The sequence below is a fragment of the Sinorhizobium sp. 8-89 genome, assembly GCF_030124325.1.
Taxonomy (GTDB): domain Bacteria; phylum Pseudomonadota; class Alphaproteobacteria; order Rhizobiales; family Rhizobiaceae; genus Sinorhizobium.
The window spans coordinates 202,881-223,013 of the sequence record NZ_JASKLR010000008.1 but is presented as its reverse complement, the minus strand read 5'-3'; the positions used below and the strand labels follow the sequence as shown (position 1 = coordinate 223,013).

Below are 20,133 nucleotides of genomic sequence, written 5' to 3'. Positions count from 1 at the left end.
GTCCTCTACTTCTGCGGCTGATAGGGGCCGAGCTTCTTGACGGCAGCTTCGGCGAAGGACGTGTCAACGACCTGGTCCAACGCGACCTCCCCCTCCATCAGACCTTCCGACCGGAAGTAGCCGAGATCCGTCTGCAGACTCGCCACGTTCAGCTTGCCGTCCGGATTAATGCCCTGGGGAACGATCGCGCGGAAGATCTCCGGATCTTTGACCGAGGTGTATTCTGTTAGGATCGAGATGACCTCGGCGGCGTTGGGACCGGCTAGCTTGCCGTTCAAAAGTGCATTGTTGTAGTCGCGCGCGGCGCGGACATAAGCGCGCATGAAGGCTTCCGCCGCGTCGCGATGCTGCTCGGAAAAAGCGCTGGAATAGAGCACTACGGCGAGCTGGTGGTTGGGATAGATTTCATCGTCGCCCATGAAGCGTACCGCGGCACCGCGGCGTACAGCCTCGGTCGCCGAGGGCTCGGTCGTCAGCGCGGCGTCGACCGCCTTGTTTTCGAGCGCAAGCACATGCTGCGGGAAGGAGAGGTAGAGACGCTCGACGTCGGCGGGGTTGAGGCCCCCCTTCTTCAGGGCTTCGTTCATCGTGGAGGTCGAGGCGCTGCCGTTGGCGCTGCCTGCGACCTTCATCCCCTTCAGATCGGCAAGGCTCGTGAACTTGCCGCTGTCGATGAGGTCCTTGCGGATCAGCAGTGGCTGGTAACCATAGCCCGGAGGCGTCGAGCCCTTGTCGGCGACGATCTTGATCCCGATGCCGCGCGCGACGGCGTTATAAAGGCCTGCCGAAGGCGAGCCGCCTGCCACGTCGAGCTGGCCGGCGCCAAGGGGTGCCACCATCTTTGCGCCGGAGTCGAACGGAACGAATTTTGCGTCGATACCTTCTTCCCGGAAGTAACCCTTCTTGTCGGCGATGAAAAAGGCGACGTCACTGGTCGAATTGACGATGCCGATGTTGACGGTGACCGTCTCAGCCGCGCTGGCTGGCAGACAGCCCAAAATAACCGATGCCGTGACGGCGGCGCTCCAAACGAGTCCCTTCATATTTTCTCCTCCTGCTAAGCGAAAAGTGCCAATCCCGCTCTCTCCGTCCCACGGGTTTCGCGATGTTCCTTTATGCGGAACGATGTTCCCTTTTAGAACTACAAGCGATATTAGCAAATGTCAATTCATGGGAATGATATGGATTGCCGAGCCTGCGCTTATTTTCAGATGGACGCTTCAGAGAGAACAACTCGTCGACGAGGAAGCCAGCCACGGTGGAACCCGGACATCGCCGGCCGACACAGCGCGCATTCTGCTGTTGCGACGGGTCTGTGGCGTTTCAGAGTGCTCGGCGCAATTATTCCACATCGCGACGAGCCGTCGCTGCGGAGTGGAGGAGCCTGCCTTAGTTCAGCGATCCGCAGTTCTGCCGCCGCGACCAGCAGTGCTTGCCGGAGTAGCCCTCGTCGGCGGGCCGTACCGGAGATGCTCCGAATGCTGCGGACCCCGAGGGGCGGCGAGAACATACTGCGATTCAGCAGCGAAATCGACGAGATCCCAGCCATACATCTGGTTGGATGGCGTCTTGGCCGATATCTCAAAGCTGTTTTTGCCACCCCAGTGGAATCGCCCCAGCCTCCAGACCCGCTGAAGGCCGGCAGAAAGCCGAAATAGTCGGTTAAGGGCGACGGCGTTCCACACGATGCATTATGTGATCTTAGCCCAGAACGTGAACATCCTCGCAACAAGCCGTGCACAGGGCTCGTGAAGAATGGGTCCCTTCGACCCTCAGGGTCGCTCCCTCAGCAAGCAGAACCGTCAGGTCTTGACCCCGGATCGGACAACCAAGAGCTCCAATTCGTTGCCGGAAAAGCGGACGACTACTGACTCGGTGACGCTCCATCACACCCTTGCCGGCCGACAGTGCTGTCAGCGCGGTTTGGCGTAGAACATTGCAACTCGGCTGACTAGTCGGATGACTTGGTCGCGCCATTGACACCGGCTGTCTCGCGAAGCACCCGTTGGGCCGATTGCAGATCCGATGTCGCGAATCCCTCCGTAAACCTGCCGCAGAGGGGCGCAAGCAGGTGATGAGCGTCGCCGAACCGGTTCTGCACGATCCATAGTCGGGCTAGGCTTGTCGCCGCGCGCAACTCCCATAAGTCAGCGCTTTGCCCTCGCGCTACCTCGGCCGCGTGCCGGAGTCGTGCTTCCGCCTCGGCACGATCAAACGCGGGCAGCTGCAGCATCAGCTCGCCCGTCAGCCGATGCAATTCCGCCTCGAACCACCGCTCGCCCGTTGCGCCCGCTCGGTCCAGCGCGTCGGTCAGCAAATCCAATCCTCGCTTTGCTCCCCCGGCATGCGTCTCGAGGCGCGCGAGCAAGCTCAAAAAGAATGGAACCAGGAATCTCGCTCCAGTCATCTGCCACGACGCCAAGCCTTCTCGAACCTGTGTGAGGGCCGCCGGCAATTCACCCGTCTCTGCTAGCGTCCAGCCTCGAACCATTGCACCTGCGCCGAGGAAGTGCGGAGAGCCCTGCGCTCTTGCGAGCGTGATCAGTGAATCCGCCCGATCTCGGGCTTCTCGCCAGTCGCCGCGAAGCTGCGACAGGATGCAGCCGTAAAGCAGGGCGTAACCGAGCGTGTTGCGGTGGGAAAGTTCCCTTGCGTCCGCCAATGCCTCGTTGCTCCTGGCCTGGGCCTGCTCAGGATACCCAAGAGCGAAGAGGGTCCAGGAGAGGACCGACAGTCCCGCCACCCGAGGGTCCTGGGCGAACAGGAATGCGAGGGAGCGGTGTTGCTGCGGGTCATAAAGGGCGAGCGACCGTTCCAGATATTCACGGGCAGTAGCGATCTCGCCGCGAAGGAAGGCATCGGTTCCGGCGATGCGATTGCCGACGGTCTCACCGGACGCCTCCTGTTCTTCCTGCGCGCGTCGGAGCAGCTCCTCTCCCGCCTTCCTCCCCGCCTCCAGTTCAGCGCGAACGACGTGGAAGACCCACTCCCCGTAGAGGACAGGGAAGAGCCTGCCTTTATCCCCGATCCGCTCGCATAATTCGCGTGCTCGCGCGTTGGCCCGGCCGACCTCTGGCGCTGCCCAACCCTTGGCAGTCATCAGGGCAACGCTGAGAGCGACCTGCAATTCGAGTTCCTGCCGCCATCGCGCAGCATCATCAGGCAGTCCTTCAAGCAACTCCAGCCCTCTTGTCAGATGGGTCATCGCTTCGGCCGTTGCGGAGCGCGCAATCTCTGCTTGCCCGGCCCTGAGACAGTAATTGACGGCACTTTCTAGCCGCCCCGCCTCCGCATAGTGTTGGGCCAGAAGCTCGGGCTGCGTCTGGACCGTTTCGGGGAAGCGTTGCTCGATCGCTGTGGCTATCGCCGCGTGCAACCGTTGTCGTTTCGTGCGCACAAGGGTCGCGTAGGCGGCGTCGCGTACGAGCGCGTGCTTGAAGCTGTAGGTTACCTGCGGCGGAGTCCCGTGGCGGAACACCAATCCCGAAGCAATGAGGTCGTCCAGTGCTTCCTCTACCTCGCTCGTCTGCAACGGCGCGGCGGTCACGAGCAACTCATGCGAGAATTCTCGACCGATTGCGGCCGCCACCTGCGCGACCTCCCTGGCGGGCGCAAGTCGGTCAAGCCGGGCCAATAACGATTCCTGAAGCGTAGCTGGAATTGCGATTGCCGACAGGGGACTTGCGAGAACGTAGTGATCGCCCTCGTCTTTAAGCAAGCTCGTCTCCAATATCGCGCGCGTCAGCTCTTCGACGAAGAGCGGCACGCCGTCTGTCTGTCCGACGATCTGGTTGAGCACTTCGGTAGGCAGAGCCCTGCCGCCGGTCAGGCTCTCGACCATATCTGCGCCTTGCCGACGGCTCAAACGACTAAGCGTCAATGCGGTGACGTGGGGATAGCGCATCCACGGTGGGAGAAACTCGGAGCGGAATGTGATGAGCACCAGCACTGGCGAGTCTTGCACGCGGTCAACAACAAGATCCAGCAGTTCCAGCGAGGTCGGATCTGCCCAATGCACGTCCTCGTATACTGCCAGGACGGGCCGACGTGCCGCGAGCCCGATGAGCTGATCGACGAGTACCTCCAGCGTCCGCTTCTTCTGCCGGTGCGGGCTCAACTCCAACGGCAGATAGCGACCGTCCGCTGGAACCGACAGCAACGCCGCGAGCAGCGGGGCCGCGTCGGCGACGTCTTCGGTCGATTGCGTGAGCAGCGCCTCGAGCTTGCTCAGTTTCATTGCGGGGGGATCCTGCGCGGCGAAGCCAGCTGCCCGCTCCAGAAGGCGGATAACCGGATGAAGCGGGCTGGTCTGATGATAGGGCGAGCAGTAGTGACTTACAGTGGTATGCGGCTCGCCTTCCAAACGCCGACGCAGGGCACGAACAAGGCGCGACTTGCCGATGCCTGGCTCGCCTGCTAGCAACACCACGCGACCTTCCCCTTCTTTGACCGCTTCCCAGCGCTTAAGCAGGAGTCCTATCTCGTGCTCGCGACCGACGAGCGGGGTCAGGCTTGCCCCGTGCAGGGCTTCGAAACGGCTCTCCGCGGAGCTTTCACCGAGCACGCGCCAAGCGGGTACTGAACCAGGAAAGCCCTTCAACGGGTGGAAACCGAGCTCGGCGAGATCGAACAGGCCGCCGATCAGCTGCCGGGTGGTGGATGCCACCACCACAGTTCCCGGTTCGGCGGCACTTTGCAGTCGTGCCGCTAAATTGGGCGTCTCGCCGATTACCGTCTCCTCACGCGCAGCACCTTCGCCGATCAGTTCGCCGACAACAACCAAGCCGGTCGCGATGCCGACGCGAGCTTGCAGCGTCTCCCCATGCGGTGGTTGCAGGTTCGCCACTGCGTCGATGGCTGCAAGCCCCGCTCGCACCGCTCGTTCGGCCTCATCCTCGTGAGCGCGCGGATAGCCAAAGTAAGCGAGCACGCCATCGCCCATGTACTTGGCAACATGGCCTTCGAGTCGAGCTATAGCGCCCGCCACTGCACCCTGATAGCCTCGCAGCAGTTCGCTCATCTCCTCTGGATCGAGTCGTGAGGAAAGCCTGGTCGAGTCGACAAGGTCGACGAACATCACGGTGAGCTGGCGGCGCTCCGGCTCAGGCAGGATTACAGGTGTCCCGCCAACCCCAGCTTGGCCGCTCGGTTGTTGAGCGACCTCACGCAGTGCGGCGATGGCAGCAAGCAGTTTACGACGGTGCCCTACTGAGGCGACGCCAAGCCCAATCAGGTCCTCGGCCGTAAGATCTCTTAGGACTTCAGGATCGATGTCGTTTTGGCGGAACGCTTCTTCGTACTGTCCCAGCCCTTGATCGCGCAGCCAGGCACCGACGTCCATGGCTCCTCCTCCGTCTGCTCGGAGTGCAAGGTTCTTCAGCATACTCCAGAAGTCTCTAAGCCGCACGACTCAAGCAAGAGGACCGCATGGCCTGCGTCGGGAACGTCTGCTTGCGGCGAACGTGTTCGCAGACGAGCCGAACGGCAACTCCCCACCCTGGCTAGGCCTACAGGAACGCGAAGAGCCGAGCCTGTGCGGCCATCCTGGAGTCCTATCGATTCCGCATGATTGGCTTTCGTGAAGGAAGAAACCGCCAACCTGAAGCTTGGAAAGCCGAAGCTCTTGTCTTGTTCGAGCTTCTGTCCCGTGATCTGATCTAGGGCGTCCAAAGCAGGAACGGCCGGCCGAGGTTTAAGCCGGGCCGGGACGAATCGCCGGCGCATTCCCTCCCATCGATCTTGCTGGCCACCATGTCACCTTCGATCGCCGACCACATGTCGCGCTTATCACAACAGGTGCTCACCTGAGCTAGACTTCCACAAAGTTAAGGGTGAATCTCCGAAGAAGCTGATCGATCGATAGCAATTGAGAACTGGAGAACCGTGCCTATCTCAGCAGATTGAATTGTCAGCGGACCACCATGTGCCTCGACGATCGATTTGCAAATCGCCAGGCCCATACCCATCCCTGTCTGCTTGGTCGTGAACAAGGGATTAAAAACCTGCGGGAGAACCGCCGCCGATACTCCTTCGCCGTAATCTCGCACACTCACTGATACAGCCTTCTCGTCGATGACCCTTGACGTGATATCGATTCGCCGCTGCTCCAGGGGAAGCTTGTCCATAGCCTCCATGGCGTTGGTGAGCAGGTTCAAGACGACCTGTTTAAGCTGCGTTGCGTCACCTCGGATTATCGCATCTTGCGTGTTGAGGTCGAGAACGATTTTGACATGACTGGCCTCGATCTCAGATTGCGCGATCTGGATGACTTCCGCGAGCACCGCATCGATAGATATCGGCAGATGCACCGCGGGCGATTGCTTGGAAAGGGCGCGCAAGGCGCGGATGATCTCATTGATCCGCCTAACACTCTGATCGATGGATGTCAGACATTCGACCGCCTCGGCCATGTCCGGTTCCGGGCGCTCAAGCCATCGAATAGCCGCCCCCGAATGGGCGGCAATCGCCGACAAGGGCTGGCCGATTTCGTGAGTAATCGAAGCCGCAATACCGCCAAGAATGGTCAGCTTAGAAGTACGCTCCAGTTCCGCCCGCGCGTTTCTCAGCGCCGCTTCGCTGCGCGAACGTAGCTCATTCTCTCGCATCAGATTGGCGTACAGCCTCGCGTTGTCGAGAGAGATGGCTGCTTGCGTTGCCAGCAGCTTGATCGTCGTGGCTCTGCTTTCCGTGAAGACACCGCCAAGCAGGGTGTTTTCCAGGTAGATGAAGCCAATCAGATTGCCGCGCCGGATTAGTGGCACGCAGAGCACGGAGTGGGCAGGTCCGCCCAATTCCGGTTGACATGGCTCCTGCAAGTCAACAGTGGCGTCCGTGACAACGAGCGGCTGACGCGTCGCCATCACGGTGTCGATGACAGCATAGGGCACCAATCTTTCGGGTGCAGCGGTCGGAGAGATGGAAATTACCACCTCCTTCCCTTTGGTCGCCGCTGACGCGTGAACCCTCACTTCACCGTTTTCCATCAACAGGAGCACGCCGTGGTTTGCACCTGCGTGGACCAGCATGCTTTTCATAAGAGTTTCGACGAGGCGATCCAGATCCATTTCCTTAGAAAGCGTCTGCGATGCCTCAACAACCGTTTCCAGATCAAGCGACGAGTGGGGCGTTGCGATCGATCCCGCCGTTTCGGACACGAAGATTTCCGGAAACTCTTCCGCCAATCTCTGTGCCTTACGGTTCGCCCCCCAGCGTCGATAAAGATCATAGGAGGACTTCAGGAAATGATGAGTGCTGACTTTCAAACTTCGTTTTCTGCAATGCCTGCCGGCAAGTTCGAGAGCCAGAGCCTGCTCATGCAAAAAGTTTGCCGACTGCGCCTCCTGGATCGACTGGTCAAAGAGGGTCGACGCCTGCTCGTTCTTCGACTGCAAGCGCGCTATTTCCGCTTCGATCAAATGCACCTTGTTTTTGAATGTGCCGGGATTGATCGAAGCCCACATGGCGAAGCGAGAGTGGATTGCCTCCAGGGTTTGGGCAACCGGCGATCCTTGCTGCCAGTCGTCAGACGCACCGGCGAGCGCGAGAGCCAGAAACAGAGTGCAATACGACGTATCGATATGCGCTGCCATCAGGGGAATGAGGTCGGAAGCCGCCGTCAGAGGAGGAATAGCACCGTCATTGGCTCCATCAAAATAGAGCGAAATTCCCTTGTAAAGCTGTACCCAGAACAACGTCGAGGTGGCAACGATCTTACCACCCTCGAAATCCCAGTTCACTGACTGCCGTCCTCCATTGGCATCTCCACCAGCCAAGGTCATCACCAGGTTCAACTGAGCTGTAAGGAGGTGTTCAATGTCCTGGTAGCCGAGCGCACGCGTAAGTTTGATCGCATCGGCTGCCTCCGCCGCGACGAGGGAGAGATCTTCGCCGATGATGATGAGGTCGGAGACAAGATGATTGCGCGCGTAGCATGTCATGCCAACGTCCCCAGCCGCGTGGCCGATTCTGATCGCGTCTCGCACCCGGTCGAGTGAATAGGACATCGGTTGTGTCCAGGCGCTGATCTGGTCGACCGCCACCAGCGTCGCGGTATGCTGTTCCTCGTATCCGTGCCGCTCGACAAGCGCCAATGCTGCCTGACCATAGGCAAAGCCGTCGTGGTAGTCGTCATAGAGCGAGGCGATCATGACGCCGAACCAGCTCAACCCATAGGCTGATTCAGAGGTGGTGCCGTGTGTGAGCGTCAGCTCCACCATCTTTGCCATGTGAAGAAAGCGGAGGCCGTCCTTCGTAAAGATCGAGGAGATCAGCGTTGCAAGCAAGGCCATCGCGCCCTTGATCCGCGGATCGGTCATGACAGGAAGGTCACGCAATTCCAGAATGTTCCGGCCGCCGAGAGTTCGTTTCACCTCCTCGTAGGCCTGGTCGAGTTCCGCCCGGCTTGCGCCGCGCTTCAGGCCGATCCCGAGCAGGTCGAGGCCCAGGAGAGCTGCTGTGATGGCGCCTTCATAATCGGATCGCAGGGTCAGGAGGTTCGCGCGCAAACGGTAAGCTGACGCCTTTTCGGTTGCCGATGCAGCTCGAACCAGAAGTTGATCAACGGTTGCTGCTGCTTCGTCGAGCGCGGCGGTTGCCAGAAGGCATTCACACCAAAGAAGGTGCGCACGAAAGGCCAGGTGATAGCATTGCGACCACCAGTCCTCATCCATCAGGCCGCAAGCGGTCCTCCCGTACCGGGCGGCCTGTTCGACGGCGGCAGCGCTCCTCGCGTGGATAAGAGCTGTGACCAGCACCTCCACGAACAGCTTCCTCGCAGAAAACGATAGCTGCTCGGAATCGCAACCTTCGACCTGGCTGGCGACGGCGAAGGCCGTTTCGCTGGTTTCAAAGCCGGTGAGGTCAATCATGAGATGCGCGATGCGCGCGTGGTCGGCTGCCCTTTGCGCCGGTGTCGAAAGCGCATAGGCTGCTTCCTGGACGCGGTCGTGGGCAAAACAGAAAAGATCGTGGCGCCGTGTCAGCAGGCCGGAGGCGATCAGAGGGTTTGCAATCTTGTGCAGTTCCGCGAAATCGACCTCCAGCAGTGCGGAAAGCAGCTTTCCATCGACCTGAGGCCCGATACAGGCCATGAGCCGGAGCATTTCGCGGGCATCCGGCCCTGTCTGATCGAGCCGGCGTATCATGAAATCCACGACGTTGTCGGCGTACGGATATTGGAGGAGATCGATGGTTTTCCAGGTCCAGGTGCGTGCCGCGACGCTGAAGACAATAGCGCCCTCTTCGAAAAGGGCCTGAAGCAACTGCTTGACGAAAAATGGGTTCCCGGCCGTCTTGTCGTGGATGATCTCGGCTATGGAGGCGACGGCTGCGGGCTCGTTGCGCAATACGGTGGCGATGATTTCCTGGACCGCTTCAACCGAAAGAGACCTAAGCGAGATCTCTGTCAGCGGTGTGGCCGAGCGACGCCATGTGTCGATCAGGCCGTCCGATGCGAAGAGCGCCTGCGCCTCTTCTTCCCGATAGGCTCCGACACAAAGTAGATTCTCGAAGCGTTCGGCAGACAGGAGCTTCAGTACCGAGAGGGTCGGTTCGTCGGTCCACTGGAGATCATCGAGGAAAAGCACTAGCGGGGAAAGGGCGGACGCGAAGGCCACGAAGGTATTCAGGATCGCTCTCTGCACCCGGGTCTGGGCCAGATGCGCCGGCACTTCGGCAAGTGGGGGTTGAGGTCCCACGATGAGTTCCATCGTCGGAACGAGATCGGTTACCACCTTGCCGTGGCCGTCCAGTCGCTCGAGGAGACTTTCCCGGATGTCCCGCAGACTATGTTCGCCCCTGCGCATGGCCTGATCGACGACAGAGCGCAGGACCTGCACCAGCGGCGCATAGGGGATGTCCCGCTGCTGCTGATCGCTTTTCCCCTGCGCAAAAATGGCCGAGGATGCCAACTTGCCACTCAACGAATGGAAAAGGGCTGATTTTCCGATGCCGGGGGGCCCGGAGATGGTGACAAACGCTCCCTCTCGACTGGCATCGAATTGCTTCAGGATGTCGGCCAGGTGCGCTTCTTCGTATGCTCGGCCGAAGAGCGGTTGCGGACCACCACGACGAATGGGAGCATCGACGAGGCCGAGCTCAAAGCTTTCGATCGCGCCGCGGGAGGCCCACTCCTCCTGGCAACGCGTAAGATCAAACTGTAGCGCTTTTGCACTCTGATAGCGCGCGCCAGGATCTTTTCTGAGCAGGCGCAGCAAGATCTTGCCAACGACATCGGGGACATCGCCGCGAAAATCTTCAACGGCATAGGGTTCGACGGCAAGGTGCGCATGCCTCCATCCGGATACTGTCGATGATTGCAGCGGAAGGCGTCCTGTGAGGAGTTGAAAGAGCAGTACGCCCAGCGAATATAGGTCGCTTCTTGTATCAACATACGCATTGCTCGGGAGTAGCTGCTCGGGAGCGCGATAGATGATCTCGTCGTGAGACGGCGGCTCAACTGCAAGGAGCCGTTTTCCTGGTAGCTGGCTCCCGTGGACGGCAGTGCCGAACCCTCTCAGTCGGATGTCGCCGGAACAATCAAGTGCCAAGTACGCAGGACTGAGCGAGCAATGTACATATCCCGCACGGTGAGCCTCACCGATAGCCGTGGCAGCGGATAGAGCAAAGCGGAGGAAAGCATCCAGAGGCTGGCCGCCCGGTCGATCGAATAAGTGCGCTGCGCTTGCGTGGGCGTAGATGAGCACAATCTCATCCGGTGTCTGGATCAGGCCGACCGGAGGATCCTGCCAATTGGCCAAGCGCTCAACGCCGAATTGGAAATCAGCCTCAAGGCGGGATTTCGCAGCAGCCGACGTGCGTGGAACAGATGCGGCCTCCCATGTCCGGCCCGAGTCAGGCTCTTTTAATTTGCAGAACTCCATATGCTGGTATCGGCTATGCGCCTCACGAACACAGGATTTCAACCAAGCAGCGTCGAAGTCAATCAAAGTCGCATTCCCAAAACAGTCTTTGGGTTTATAGACCGACTATGCGACAGGCTGAACCCTCATATTCGATTTTCCAAGACGCGTAACTAGCGGTCGGTTCGGCGTCGAGAATCGAAGGCGCTATGTCATCGCCAAGATCTGTCTGGAGGAGCACCAGACTCCTCGGGCATACCTGCAGATTTCGGTTTGATACCGTGCTGTGCAAGCGACAGATATTCGCTGGAGCCAGCCTCAACGCTGTTTGGGATTATTCTGCCCCCACCGTCGCCGGATGCTTCGCGTCGCGAACGGCGCCAGACGCTCGGAGGCGTTCCGGTGACCCGCCGAAAGACTCGGGAAAGATGCGCCTGGTCCGCCAATCCGCAATCCAGTGCGATTTCGCACAGCGGTGCATCACTCGTCAGCATTCGGGTCTTTGCAAAAGCGACCCTCCGCTCGATCAGGTAGGCATGCGGAGGAAGGCCAAAACTTATTTTGAACGCCGCAGAAAAACGGCTGGTGCTCAGCCGGCTGAGAGCGGCCAGCTCATGCAGGGCAATCGGCCGCGAAATTGAGTTCTCGATATGCAACTTCAGTCGTTTAACCTGCCAGGGCGCCAAGCCTCCCCCTGTTGGTGCGGGTCCGTCCGATGTGTTGACGTGTTGATCAAGAAGTTCCGTCGCACGCCTTACGAATTCAAGAGCTGCATCCTCATTGCAGTTGCGATATCGGGCGGCTCGTAACAACAGCCGAACGATTTGAGACGTTTGATCGTCTCCATCCTCAATCCTGCATCTTGTTTTCGCATTGTCCCGAGATGCTGCTATTACAGTCGCTGACATGGCTTGCTCCGTTCGATGGGCATCCAACATGCGGCCACATCCCCGCCGGGGAAATCGAACCATGATCGGATTTCGTCAGACTTGCGTCTTGCCAAGTTATACCCCGGTATGGTTGTCCCATGTCCCGGTTATTCCGTAAGTATCTTGATCGGTCTAAACTGCGGCAGGCCAGATATGGCCAGAGAAAGCATCTAAATGTCGGACAGTCCGCTCGTATTCATCGTTGATGACGAACTTCTGGTACGCCAGGCACTCAGCTCTCTGTTGCGGTCCGTCGGGTACCACGTCAAGACCTATGGCTTGACTGAGGATGCATACGCCGACCCAGACCTCGGTCGTGCCGACTGCTTGGTCCTGGACATCCGGCTGCCAATAACGAGCGGACTGGACTTTCAGCGTCGACTAAATGAAAGAGGAATTGCCATTCCGGTCATCTTCGTCACAGGTCACGGGGATATTCCCATGTCCGTCAAAGCTATGAAGGCAGGCGCGCGCGATTTTCTCGCCAAACCTTTCCGCGACCAGGACATGCTCGATGCCGTACACGCAGCCGTCAAGCAGAGCCAGACCGCGCGAAGCGCGGAGAATCGGCTTCAGGAGCTTCGTTCGCGCTACGAGACGCTCTCCGCGCGCGAGAGGCAGGTCATGGCGATGGCGACGTCCGGCCTGATGAACAAGCAGATCGCCGGAGAGCTCGAGCTCAGCGAGATCACCGTCAAGATTCACCGCGGAAAAGTCAGCCGGAAAATGATGGCAAAGACCTTCGCCGACCTCGTCAAGATGGCGGAACTGCTCGGCATCTCCGCGGCCGGCTCTCGTAGCGAGTAAACCACTGTATACTTTCCTTTGGCGGGTAAGCTTGGCAAAGTGTCCTTCCAATGTCATGACCCGGTTGAACCGGAGATCGGTAAGACTCGGTGCCAACACGTCATGTTGTCTCGATCATTGATGATGAAGTTACTGTTCGGCGTGGGACGAGCAGCCTCCTGCGCTCGCTCGGCTTCTTGGTGAAGACCTATGTGTCCGCGGAGGAATTCCTGAACTCCGGTGACATCGAAAGCTGCGCGTGCGTCGTGTCGGACGTGCATATGCCGGGAATGAGCGGAATCGATCTGTACGAGAAACTCCGAGCGCGCAACGAGCCCCTCCCCTTCATCTTTATCACCGCCCTTTCGGAACAGACTGTCCGCCAGCGTGTCGGCGACGGGGTTCACATCCTCCAAAAACCCTTCCAGGCGGACCGTCTCGCAGCTTGCATCCGGGAAGCCATTGCCCGGACATGACGACGCTTCGGTCGGAAATCGAAGCGTCCGTCATGTTGCGCAACCTCCAATGGTCACGCTCGAAGGAAACAAGCTGATCAGCGAGGGGGTTGCGACTAGGAAGGCATGTAATTTCAAATGACTGTCTTAAGATCTCTCTCCTATTTTTCACTCTTCGTTTCCGCCGCCTGCTTGTCGGCTTGTGTCGCGCCCGCCTCGCGGGTGGTGATGTCCAAGGCCCAACAGAAAGCCGCTTTCATCAGCGACCCTGCCCTCGCCCGATTCTGGGGCGACGAGGTAACGCCCGAATTGAGAAGCCTGGTCACGAACCAATACCGCCAAATCAAAGCCGCGGCGTCGCGTGGAGTTCGCCCCGCCTCCCTGAAGCGCGCGGACTATCTTGCTATTTCGGGGGGCGGCGCCAATGGAGCGTTCGGGGCTGGATTTCTTAAAGGCTGGAGCAAGCGCGGAAATCGTCCGGAATTCGAAGTCGTCACAGGGGTGAGCACGGGCGCTTTGGCCGCCCCGTTTATATTCCTCGGCACAAAGTACGACACCGAATTGGAGAAAATCTACACGGTTTATGGTGACCGGGATATAATGCTCAGTCGCGGCATATTCGGTGTCTTTGGTTCGGCACTCTACGATAATGCCCCGCTTCGCGCACTCATCTCCAACTACGTTACCGACGATGTTGTGGACGCAATTGCAGCGGAGTATCGAATTGGGCGGCGCCTTCTTGTCCAGACGACGAACATCGACGCCCAACGTCCCGTCGTCTGGGATATTTCGGCGATCAGCGCGAGCGAGCGCCAAGATCGCCGAGACCTGATCGTGAATGTCTTGCTGGCGTCCGCTTCGATACCGGCCGTGTTTCCTCCGGTTCGGCTCCCTGTGCAAACCGCTGAGGGAGAGGTCTATGAAGAACTGCATGTCGACGGCGGCGTGTCCGCACAAGTATTCTTCGCCCCGCCTGAGATCGGCTTGTCCAACTTCGAACGGAAGGAGTTTGGTCATGCTCGATCAAGAAGTCTTTACGTGATCCGCAACGGCCAACTGAATCCGGCATACGAATCGACCACCGAGAAAACGATTTCTGTTGCGCAGCGAGCGATAGAGACCTTGACCAAATATCAAGGGGTTGCCGACCTTAATCGTCTCGAGGGTTTGGCTAACAAGGGTCACGCCCGATTGTTCTATGCTGCGATCTCCAGCGACTTCGGTGTTAAGCCGAGATCAGAATTTGACATCGAATACATGCGTAAGCTTTTCGATGAAGGTTATCGTGCTGGGCTTGCAAACCGATGGCTTCGAGGAACTCCCGTAACGCCCATTCTCGCTGAACGACAGTAAAATTCCTACTGGTGAGTCTGAGCGCGTTCGGCATCTCCTCTCTTCGACAAGCGTGCCGACTGCCAGGTTTTCATCAACGTGCGGTCTGCGCATGGGGCCGGAGAAGCCGCATAAACGCGATGAAGCGTACGGTCCATCCGGGTGACCGACAGGCCTCCCTTCAATACATGCTTGAGTTGCAGATCGATGCTGCGGGCACGGGGGCCCACGGTGTGACGAGCGGCATCGCCAAGAAGTTCGGCCCAGGCGCCGGCCCGCCACCGCGCCCGTTTCGTCCTACTTTGACCTGTTCGTGGCGCTCGACAATGGCATCGAAGAAGAAGGACCTGCCGACATTTAGCCCAAATGTCGCGGTCCGGGTTGGAACAAGCGGCGCAAGTTTAAGGCTTTATGATATCCCGCGCATAGTTGAGGCCAATACCGTAGCCTCCTCCATATGTCTCGATGATCGATCGAGCTCCATCATAGGTCTCGAGACGGGTCCAGTCCCGCTGTAATTCCAACAGCACTTGGATCCACGATGTCATATGCGCTCCTGCTGCCTCCATGCGACGAAGAGCGAGTTCGTGGCTTGCAGTGGCAAGCCCCCCGCAGGCGTCGCCGACGACGAAGACCTCGTAACCTTCCGAAAGGGCAGAAAGAACGGGAAACGAAACGCACGCTTCCGTGAGCAGACCGGAAACGAGCAGGCGGCGACGTCCGGTGCCTTCTACTGCCTGGCGGGCTGGCTCATGTTCCCAGACGTTCATGTTGCGCCTGTCGATCACCGGAACGTCGGGGATCACTTTCTGAATCGCGGGCATCAACGGACCACTGTAGACCCGGTCGCGGACGTCGAGACAATGATCGGGATCCCGAAAACGGACGCGGTCCTCGTTAGCGCGATGGTGTTGTTCAGGAGCGTCTGACGGTCGATCGATTCGACGGCAAAGGCAAGTCCGGCTTGATGGTCGACCAGAAGCAGCGCGCAATCGGTCGACGTCAGAAGCGGTTTCGGATCAATCATCGAAAGTTCTCCTTGATTTGGGGCACTAGCCCCTGTTGGTCGGATTCTCGCATAAGTCCTCGCGAGATGCTTTCCCGTTGACGATGTGTAGAACGGTCCGGACCGTGATCGCGGCGACGATCAAAGTGGCCAATGTCAATGCAACGATCGCGATGGTCTCGGTCGCGAGGGAGAGCCTGGCGCGATATTAGAGGATTGTGGCACCGGCCCATCCATCCACAGGGAAGGTCGTTCCGTCCGCATGGACGAAACGACGTAGCGTCGTTGGGAGGGGGGCCGTGTGCCTCTGCCGGGCATAGTCTTCCGCCGGCGGCGTTCGCATCCACCCCGCGGACTATCAAGCCCTGATAAAGTCGAGCAGGTCAGGATTGATCACATCGGCATGGGTCGTCAGCATGCCGTGCGAGTAGCCCTCATAGACCTTGAGCGTGCCGTTCTTCAGCAGCTTCACGGCCAACCGCGCGGAACTGTCGATCGGCACGATCTGGTCGTCGTCTCCGTGCATGACCAGGGTCGGCACTTCGACCTTCTTCAAGTCCTCGGTGAAGTCGGTTTCGGAGAAGGCCTTGATGCCGTCGTAATGGGCCTTGGCGCTGCCCATCATGCCCTGCCGCCACCAGTTCTGGATCGCGCCGGTCGAGACCTTCGCATCGGGACGGTTGAATCCGTAGAACAGACCGCTCGGCAGATCGAGGAAGAACTGGGACCGGTTGGCCGCGAGCTGGGCGCGCAGACCGTCGAACACCTCGATCGGAAGCCCGGCGGGATAGGCTTCCGTCTTGAGCATGATTGGCGGCACGGCGCCGACCATCACCAGCTTGGCGACCCGGCCGGCGCCGTGTCGGGCGACATAGGCCAGCGCCTCGCCGCCGCCCGTCGAGTGGCCGATGTGAATGGCATCACGCAGATCGAGTTGCTTCGCAAGCGCGGCGACGTCCGCCGCATAGTGGGCGATGTCATGGCCGTCGCTGACCTGGGTCGAGCGACCGTGTCCGCGGCGGTCATGGGCAATCACGCGATAACCCTTGCTCACGAAGTAGAGCATCTGCGCGTCCCAGTCGTCGGACGTAAGCGGCCACCCGTGGTGGAACACAATGGGCTGGCCCGAGCCCCAATCCTTGTAGAAGATCTCGACGCCGTCTTCTGTCCTGATGAAGTTCTGAGTCATGGCAACCGTTCCTTTGCTTTGGTTCGAGGTAGAGGTTTTCCGCCGCGAAGGCGCCGGCCGCGATCGCGATCATGGGAGAAATACAGAGGCTCTTTCGGCGCGCGTCCGGAAGCGGCGGCGCCAAAGCCGCGGATCAGGGTGTCACGCTATAATTCAGAGGGACCCAGTCGAAATTGTCGCTGTCCGTGCCGACATGGCCGATGCCGGGGAAACGAATATGGGCGCCAGCAACAAGGTAGCCCTCCTTGACGGCTTCGGCGAAGGCGGCATCGCGCGCGCTTGCGGCCGCCGCCGGGTCCTCATCGAAGCCGATCGTCACGTCCGGTTCGTCGAATTGGACGACGTCGCCATGGGTGATATCGCCCCAGAACACCAGCTTCTGGCCCTTGCTTTCGACGGTGATGGCGCTGTGGCCTAGAGTGTGGCCGGCACGCAGGGTCGACTTGAAGCCCGGCACCGGTTCGGCCCCGTCCGCAAAGGTCTTCAGTCGGCCGGCATTGCGGTAGGGCGCAAGTGCCTTGACGGCAGCGGAGAACAAGTCCTTTTTCGCCTCCGGCGCGGCGTCGCGGTTGGCGGCACTCAGCCAGAAATCGGCGTCGCGACTGTTGAGGTGGACCGTGGCATTGGGGAAGACGATCCTGTCGCCTGCCACGAGACCGCCCAGGTGATCCACGTGGGCGTGGGTCAGGATGATGTCGTCGATCTGCTCTGGCTGGTAGCCAGCGGCGACGAGGTTCGGAATGAGCTTACCGAGCGTCGGGCCAAAGAAGTCACCGGTGCCTGCATCGATCATCACCAACCGCTCATTTGTGTTGACCAGAAAGACATTGACCGACAGCTCGACTGGCGAGTCGAGAAACGCCTTCGTGAGCATGGCGGCGATCTGGTCTTTGGCACCAATATAGAGGGTCTCTGCCGGAAACTTCGCCGTCCCGTCGGAAAGCGCGGTGATTTCGAAGTCGCCCAGCATCATGCGGTAGTAGCCTGGGGCAGCGGTCTTGACTTGCGGCGCCTTCGCCGCCGCGCCGAGCGGCGCAAGCGTCGTCATCGCTGACGCGGCCAGCATGAGGGAAAGCGTGCCCTTGAGTACCGATCTGCGAGTGGTCATCATTCTCTCTCCTAGCCATTATTGAAGCGATGCGGACGCGGGCTAGACCACGGTGGTAGTGGCGCTCTGCCCGTCATCCATCGCAGCTCAAAACCTAAAGGGCTGCTCCCGATCCATCTTGTCGGTTCCGTTTGTCTTTTGGATAAAGCGTCCGCGCCGCGTACGATGCGCGCGTTCAGGTGCGGCCGAGATGGGGAAGATTTATCGCCAACAAATGGTTCACCACGGGCGCCTTGAGCCCCTTGTGGAAGCGGCGGACCTCCTGCTGAACGTCGGCATCGGCTTTCGAGACGCGCCGGTGCTGGCGAAGGTGCTCGGCCCAGGATTCGACCATGAACCACTCGACGATTCTATCTGGATCGGCGGCGTCCTCGGTGACGCCCCAGCCATAGGCGCCATCGCGGCGACGCTCTCCAGATAGCTCGGCGAGCGCCTTCAGAAAGTCGCTCCGGTCGTCTTTGTCGACCTGATATTCGATCGTAACGAGCACGGGACCGCGATCATGTTCGACGGAAGCCGCCGTGAGAGGTTCCGGCCAGTGGTTGGACGCCACCAGGTCCACCTCGCCCTTTGGCAGCTTGACGAGATGAAACATGAGGCCGGCCAGGGAAAGTCCGACGGCGCCGAGGACAAGGGTCGTCGGAACGCCGGCGATCTCCGCGATGGCACCCCAGGCGAGGCTTCCGGCCGTCATCGCACCGTTGAATACCGTGAGATAGACGGCGAGCGAACGTCCCCGAACCCAGTTCGGCAGGATCGATTGTGCGGCCCCGTTCAGTGTTGTCAGCGCAGTGATCCAGGCGGCTCCCAGCGCAAGCAGGGCCAGAATCGCGACCGACCGAGGCGGCGCGAAGGACAAGCCAGCCATCACGGCAGCCGTGACGAGCGCCGAACCGAGCATCAGCGCGTCCGCATCGAGCCTTGCGCGAAGTTTCGGCATGACGAGCGCACCGCCGATGGCACCGGCGCCGACCGCGCCAAGCAAGACACCGTAGAAACCGGCGTCTCCGTGGAGAAGATTTCGCGCGACCAGCGGCAGGAGCGCCCAGACAGAACTCGAGAAAGCGAAGAATGCAGCCGCCCGGAGAAGTACGACATGCAGCTCTCTGCTCGCCCTCGCATAGCGCAGACCAGCGCGGAAAGCGCCGAAGAAGCGTTCGGACAAGCCGTCGTCGACATCGGGCGCGCGCCTCCACCAAACGAGGGCTGCGATTACGAAAATATAGCTGATGACGTCCACGCCGTAGGTAAAGGCAGCGCCGAACCAGGCAAGCAGAAGGCCACCGACTGCCGGGCCGATCGCCCGGGAGATGTTGATGCCGAGCGAGTTGAGCGCTACGGCACCTTTGAGATCCTGCTTTGGGACGAGTTCGGGAACGATGGCCTGCCAGGTCGGCGCCATCAGCGCCGCTCCAATACCGCCGACGAAGGTGAGCGCAATCAGAGACGTGACAGTCTGCAGCCCCATCGCAGACAGCAACATGAGGCAGACGCTGGCTGCGGCCAGCAGGAGCTGGATGATGATCAAGAACTTGCGGCGGTCGAGAATGTCCGACAGTACCCCTGCAGGGATCGCGAGGAGGAAGATCGGAAGCGTTCCCGCCGCCTGCACCGCCGCGACGGCGGCGGGTGCGTTCGAGAGGTCGGTGACGAGCCATGAGCTTGCGACATCGCGGATGAAGCTGCCAGTGTTGCCGACAATGGTCGCCACCCAGAGAATGGCAAAGGTCTTCTGGCGTAGCGGCGTGAACCCGCCAGCCGTCGGGGTTGCAGATGGAGAACTCATGAAGTCCGTCCCTTTCCGGATGCGCCATGTTCACGCAGGTCGTGCCATGCCACCAGAGTGAACGCGCCAACGAGCCCGATGTGTTCGAAGAAGCCGTTCATCGCCATCGAGCGTTCCATGCCCGGCGGCAATTCCCAGAAGCGAAGCGCGATGAAGGTCGCGGCGAGCGTGAAGACGGCAAGCGCAAGCGCGGCCGCCCAGCGCAAGATGCCGGCAAGGATGAATGCGGACATCGACAGCTCGAAGACGATCACGCCGACGGCGAAAAGCGGCGCCGGATGCAGGCCGAAATGCTCCATTTCGGCGACCGCACCCGGAAAGTCGAATATCTTCGTCAGCGGTCCCTGGATATAGGCCGAGCAGAGCGCCAGCAGGCCGACGAACAGGATCCGTCTGCCGGGGAGGCCCGGCCGAAAGCGGGCGGTCAGATGGTTCTCGAGGGAAGACAGGCTCATCGTCTGGGCTCCTTCTCGAGCAGCCTTTCAATTTTGTGTAGGGCTGTCCGGGATACCCCTTTGTAATAGGCGCCATGCTTCGGCAGCGGATGGTTCACGACGACTTTCGCCCACGGGTGGCGGGGACTGGCCCTTGATTGGGCCAGGTCATGGCCGAGAGCGATCGATGAGCTGATTGAGATTGAGACTGCCGTTATCGCGGCTGCACTGGCGATGTTCTTCATTTTT

13 protein-coding genes are annotated in these 20,133 nt (G+C 60.0%); 3 read left to right on the top strand and 10 right to left on the bottom strand.

Annotated elements, in window-relative coordinates; genetic code table 11:
- Positions 1–5 precede the first annotated feature (5 nt).
- From QN219_RS17740 to QN219_RS17725, 4 genes are all read right to left on the bottom strand, one after another.
- Complete coding sequence (locus QN219_RS17740; RefSeq protein ID WP_284001085.1) at positions 6–1,043, bottom strand: ABC transporter substrate-binding protein; 1,038 nt, start codon at positions 1,041–1,043, stop codon at positions 6–8.
- Positions 1,044–1,951: 908 nt separating this feature from the next.
- On the bottom strand, positions 1,952–5,341 hold the full coding sequence (locus tag QN219_RS17735; protein WP_284001084.1) for an AAA family ATPase: 3,390 nt from the start codon (positions 5,339–5,341) through the stop codon (positions 1,952–1,954).
- Between the two features lie 484 nt (positions 5,342–5,825).
- A complete protein-coding gene (locus QN219_RS17730) occupies positions 5,826–10,946 on the bottom strand; it encodes an ATP-binding sensor histidine kinase (RefSeq protein WP_284001082.1) in 5,121 nt (1,706 codons plus the stop codon).
- A gap of 125 nt (positions 10,947–11,071) precedes the next feature.
- The gene (locus QN219_RS17725; RefSeq protein WP_284001081.1) at positions 11,072–11,545 is read right to left on the bottom strand and encodes an AraC family transcriptional regulator; all 474 of its coding nucleotides are present in this window, start codon (positions 11,543–11,545) and stop codon (positions 11,072–11,074) included.
- A 417-nt stretch (positions 11,546–11,962) separates the two neighbouring features.
- On the opposite strand from QN219_RS17725, the gene QN219_RS17720 reads away from it, so the two are divergent.
- The 3 genes from QN219_RS17720 (at position 11,963) to QN219_RS17710 (ending at position 14,382) form a co-directional block, all read left to right on the top strand.
- Entirely contained in the window at positions 11,963–12,595 is a 633-nt protein-coding gene (locus QN219_RS17720; protein WP_284001080.1) for a response regulator transcription factor, read from the top strand.
- A gap of 89 nt (positions 12,596–12,684) precedes the next feature.
- Entirely contained in the window at positions 12,685–13,050 is a 366-nt protein-coding gene (locus QN219_RS17715) for a response regulator transcription factor (protein ID WP_284001079.1), read from the top strand.
- Between the two features lie 117 nt (positions 13,051–13,167).
- Positions 13,168–14,382 (top strand): patatin-like phospholipase family protein, encoded by a 1,215-nt coding sequence (locus QN219_RS17710; RefSeq protein ID WP_284001078.1) that lies wholly within the window; start codon positions 13,168–13,170, stop codon positions 14,380–14,382.
- Positions 14,383–14,762: 380 nt separating this feature from the next.
- On the opposite strand, the gene QN219_RS17705 is transcribed toward QN219_RS17710, so the two are convergent.
- The 6 genes from QN219_RS17705 to QN219_RS17680 all read right to left on the bottom strand — a co-directional run bounded on the left by QN219_RS17705 (position 14,763) and on the right by QN219_RS17680 (position 19,905).
- The gene (locus tag QN219_RS17705) at positions 14,763–15,185 is read right to left on the bottom strand and encodes an isochorismatase family protein (RefSeq protein ID WP_284001077.1); all 423 of its coding nucleotides are present in this window, start codon (positions 15,183–15,185) and stop codon (positions 14,763–14,765) included.
- The gene (locus QN219_RS17700) at positions 15,185–15,388 is read right to left on the bottom strand and encodes a hypothetical protein (RefSeq protein ID WP_284001076.1); all 204 of its coding nucleotides are present in this window, start codon (positions 15,386–15,388) and stop codon (positions 15,185–15,187) included. The genes QN219_RS17705 and QN219_RS17700 overlap by 1 nt, the downstream gene beginning before the upstream one ends.
- Before the next feature lie 337 nt (positions 15,389–15,725).
- Complete coding sequence (locus QN219_RS17695; protein WP_284001075.1) at positions 15,726–16,556, bottom strand: alpha/beta hydrolase; 831 nt, start codon at positions 16,554–16,556, stop codon at positions 15,726–15,728.
- Positions 16,557–16,689: 133 nt separating this feature from the next.
- On the bottom strand, positions 16,690–17,664 hold the full coding sequence (locus tag QN219_RS17690) for an MBL fold metallo-hydrolase (protein ID WP_284001074.1): 975 nt from the start codon (positions 17,662–17,664) through the stop codon (positions 16,690–16,692).
- 175 nt (positions 17,665–17,839) lie between these two features.
- Entirely contained in the window at positions 17,840–19,450 is a 1,611-nt protein-coding gene (locus QN219_RS17685; RefSeq protein ID WP_284001073.1) for an MFS transporter, read from the bottom strand.
- Entirely contained in the window at positions 19,447–19,905 is a 459-nt protein-coding gene (locus tag QN219_RS17680; protein ID WP_284001072.1) for a DoxX family protein, read from the bottom strand. Before QN219_RS17680 ends, QN219_RS17685 begins: the two co-directional genes overlap by 4 nt.
- Positions 19,906–20,133 lie beyond the last annotated feature (228 nt).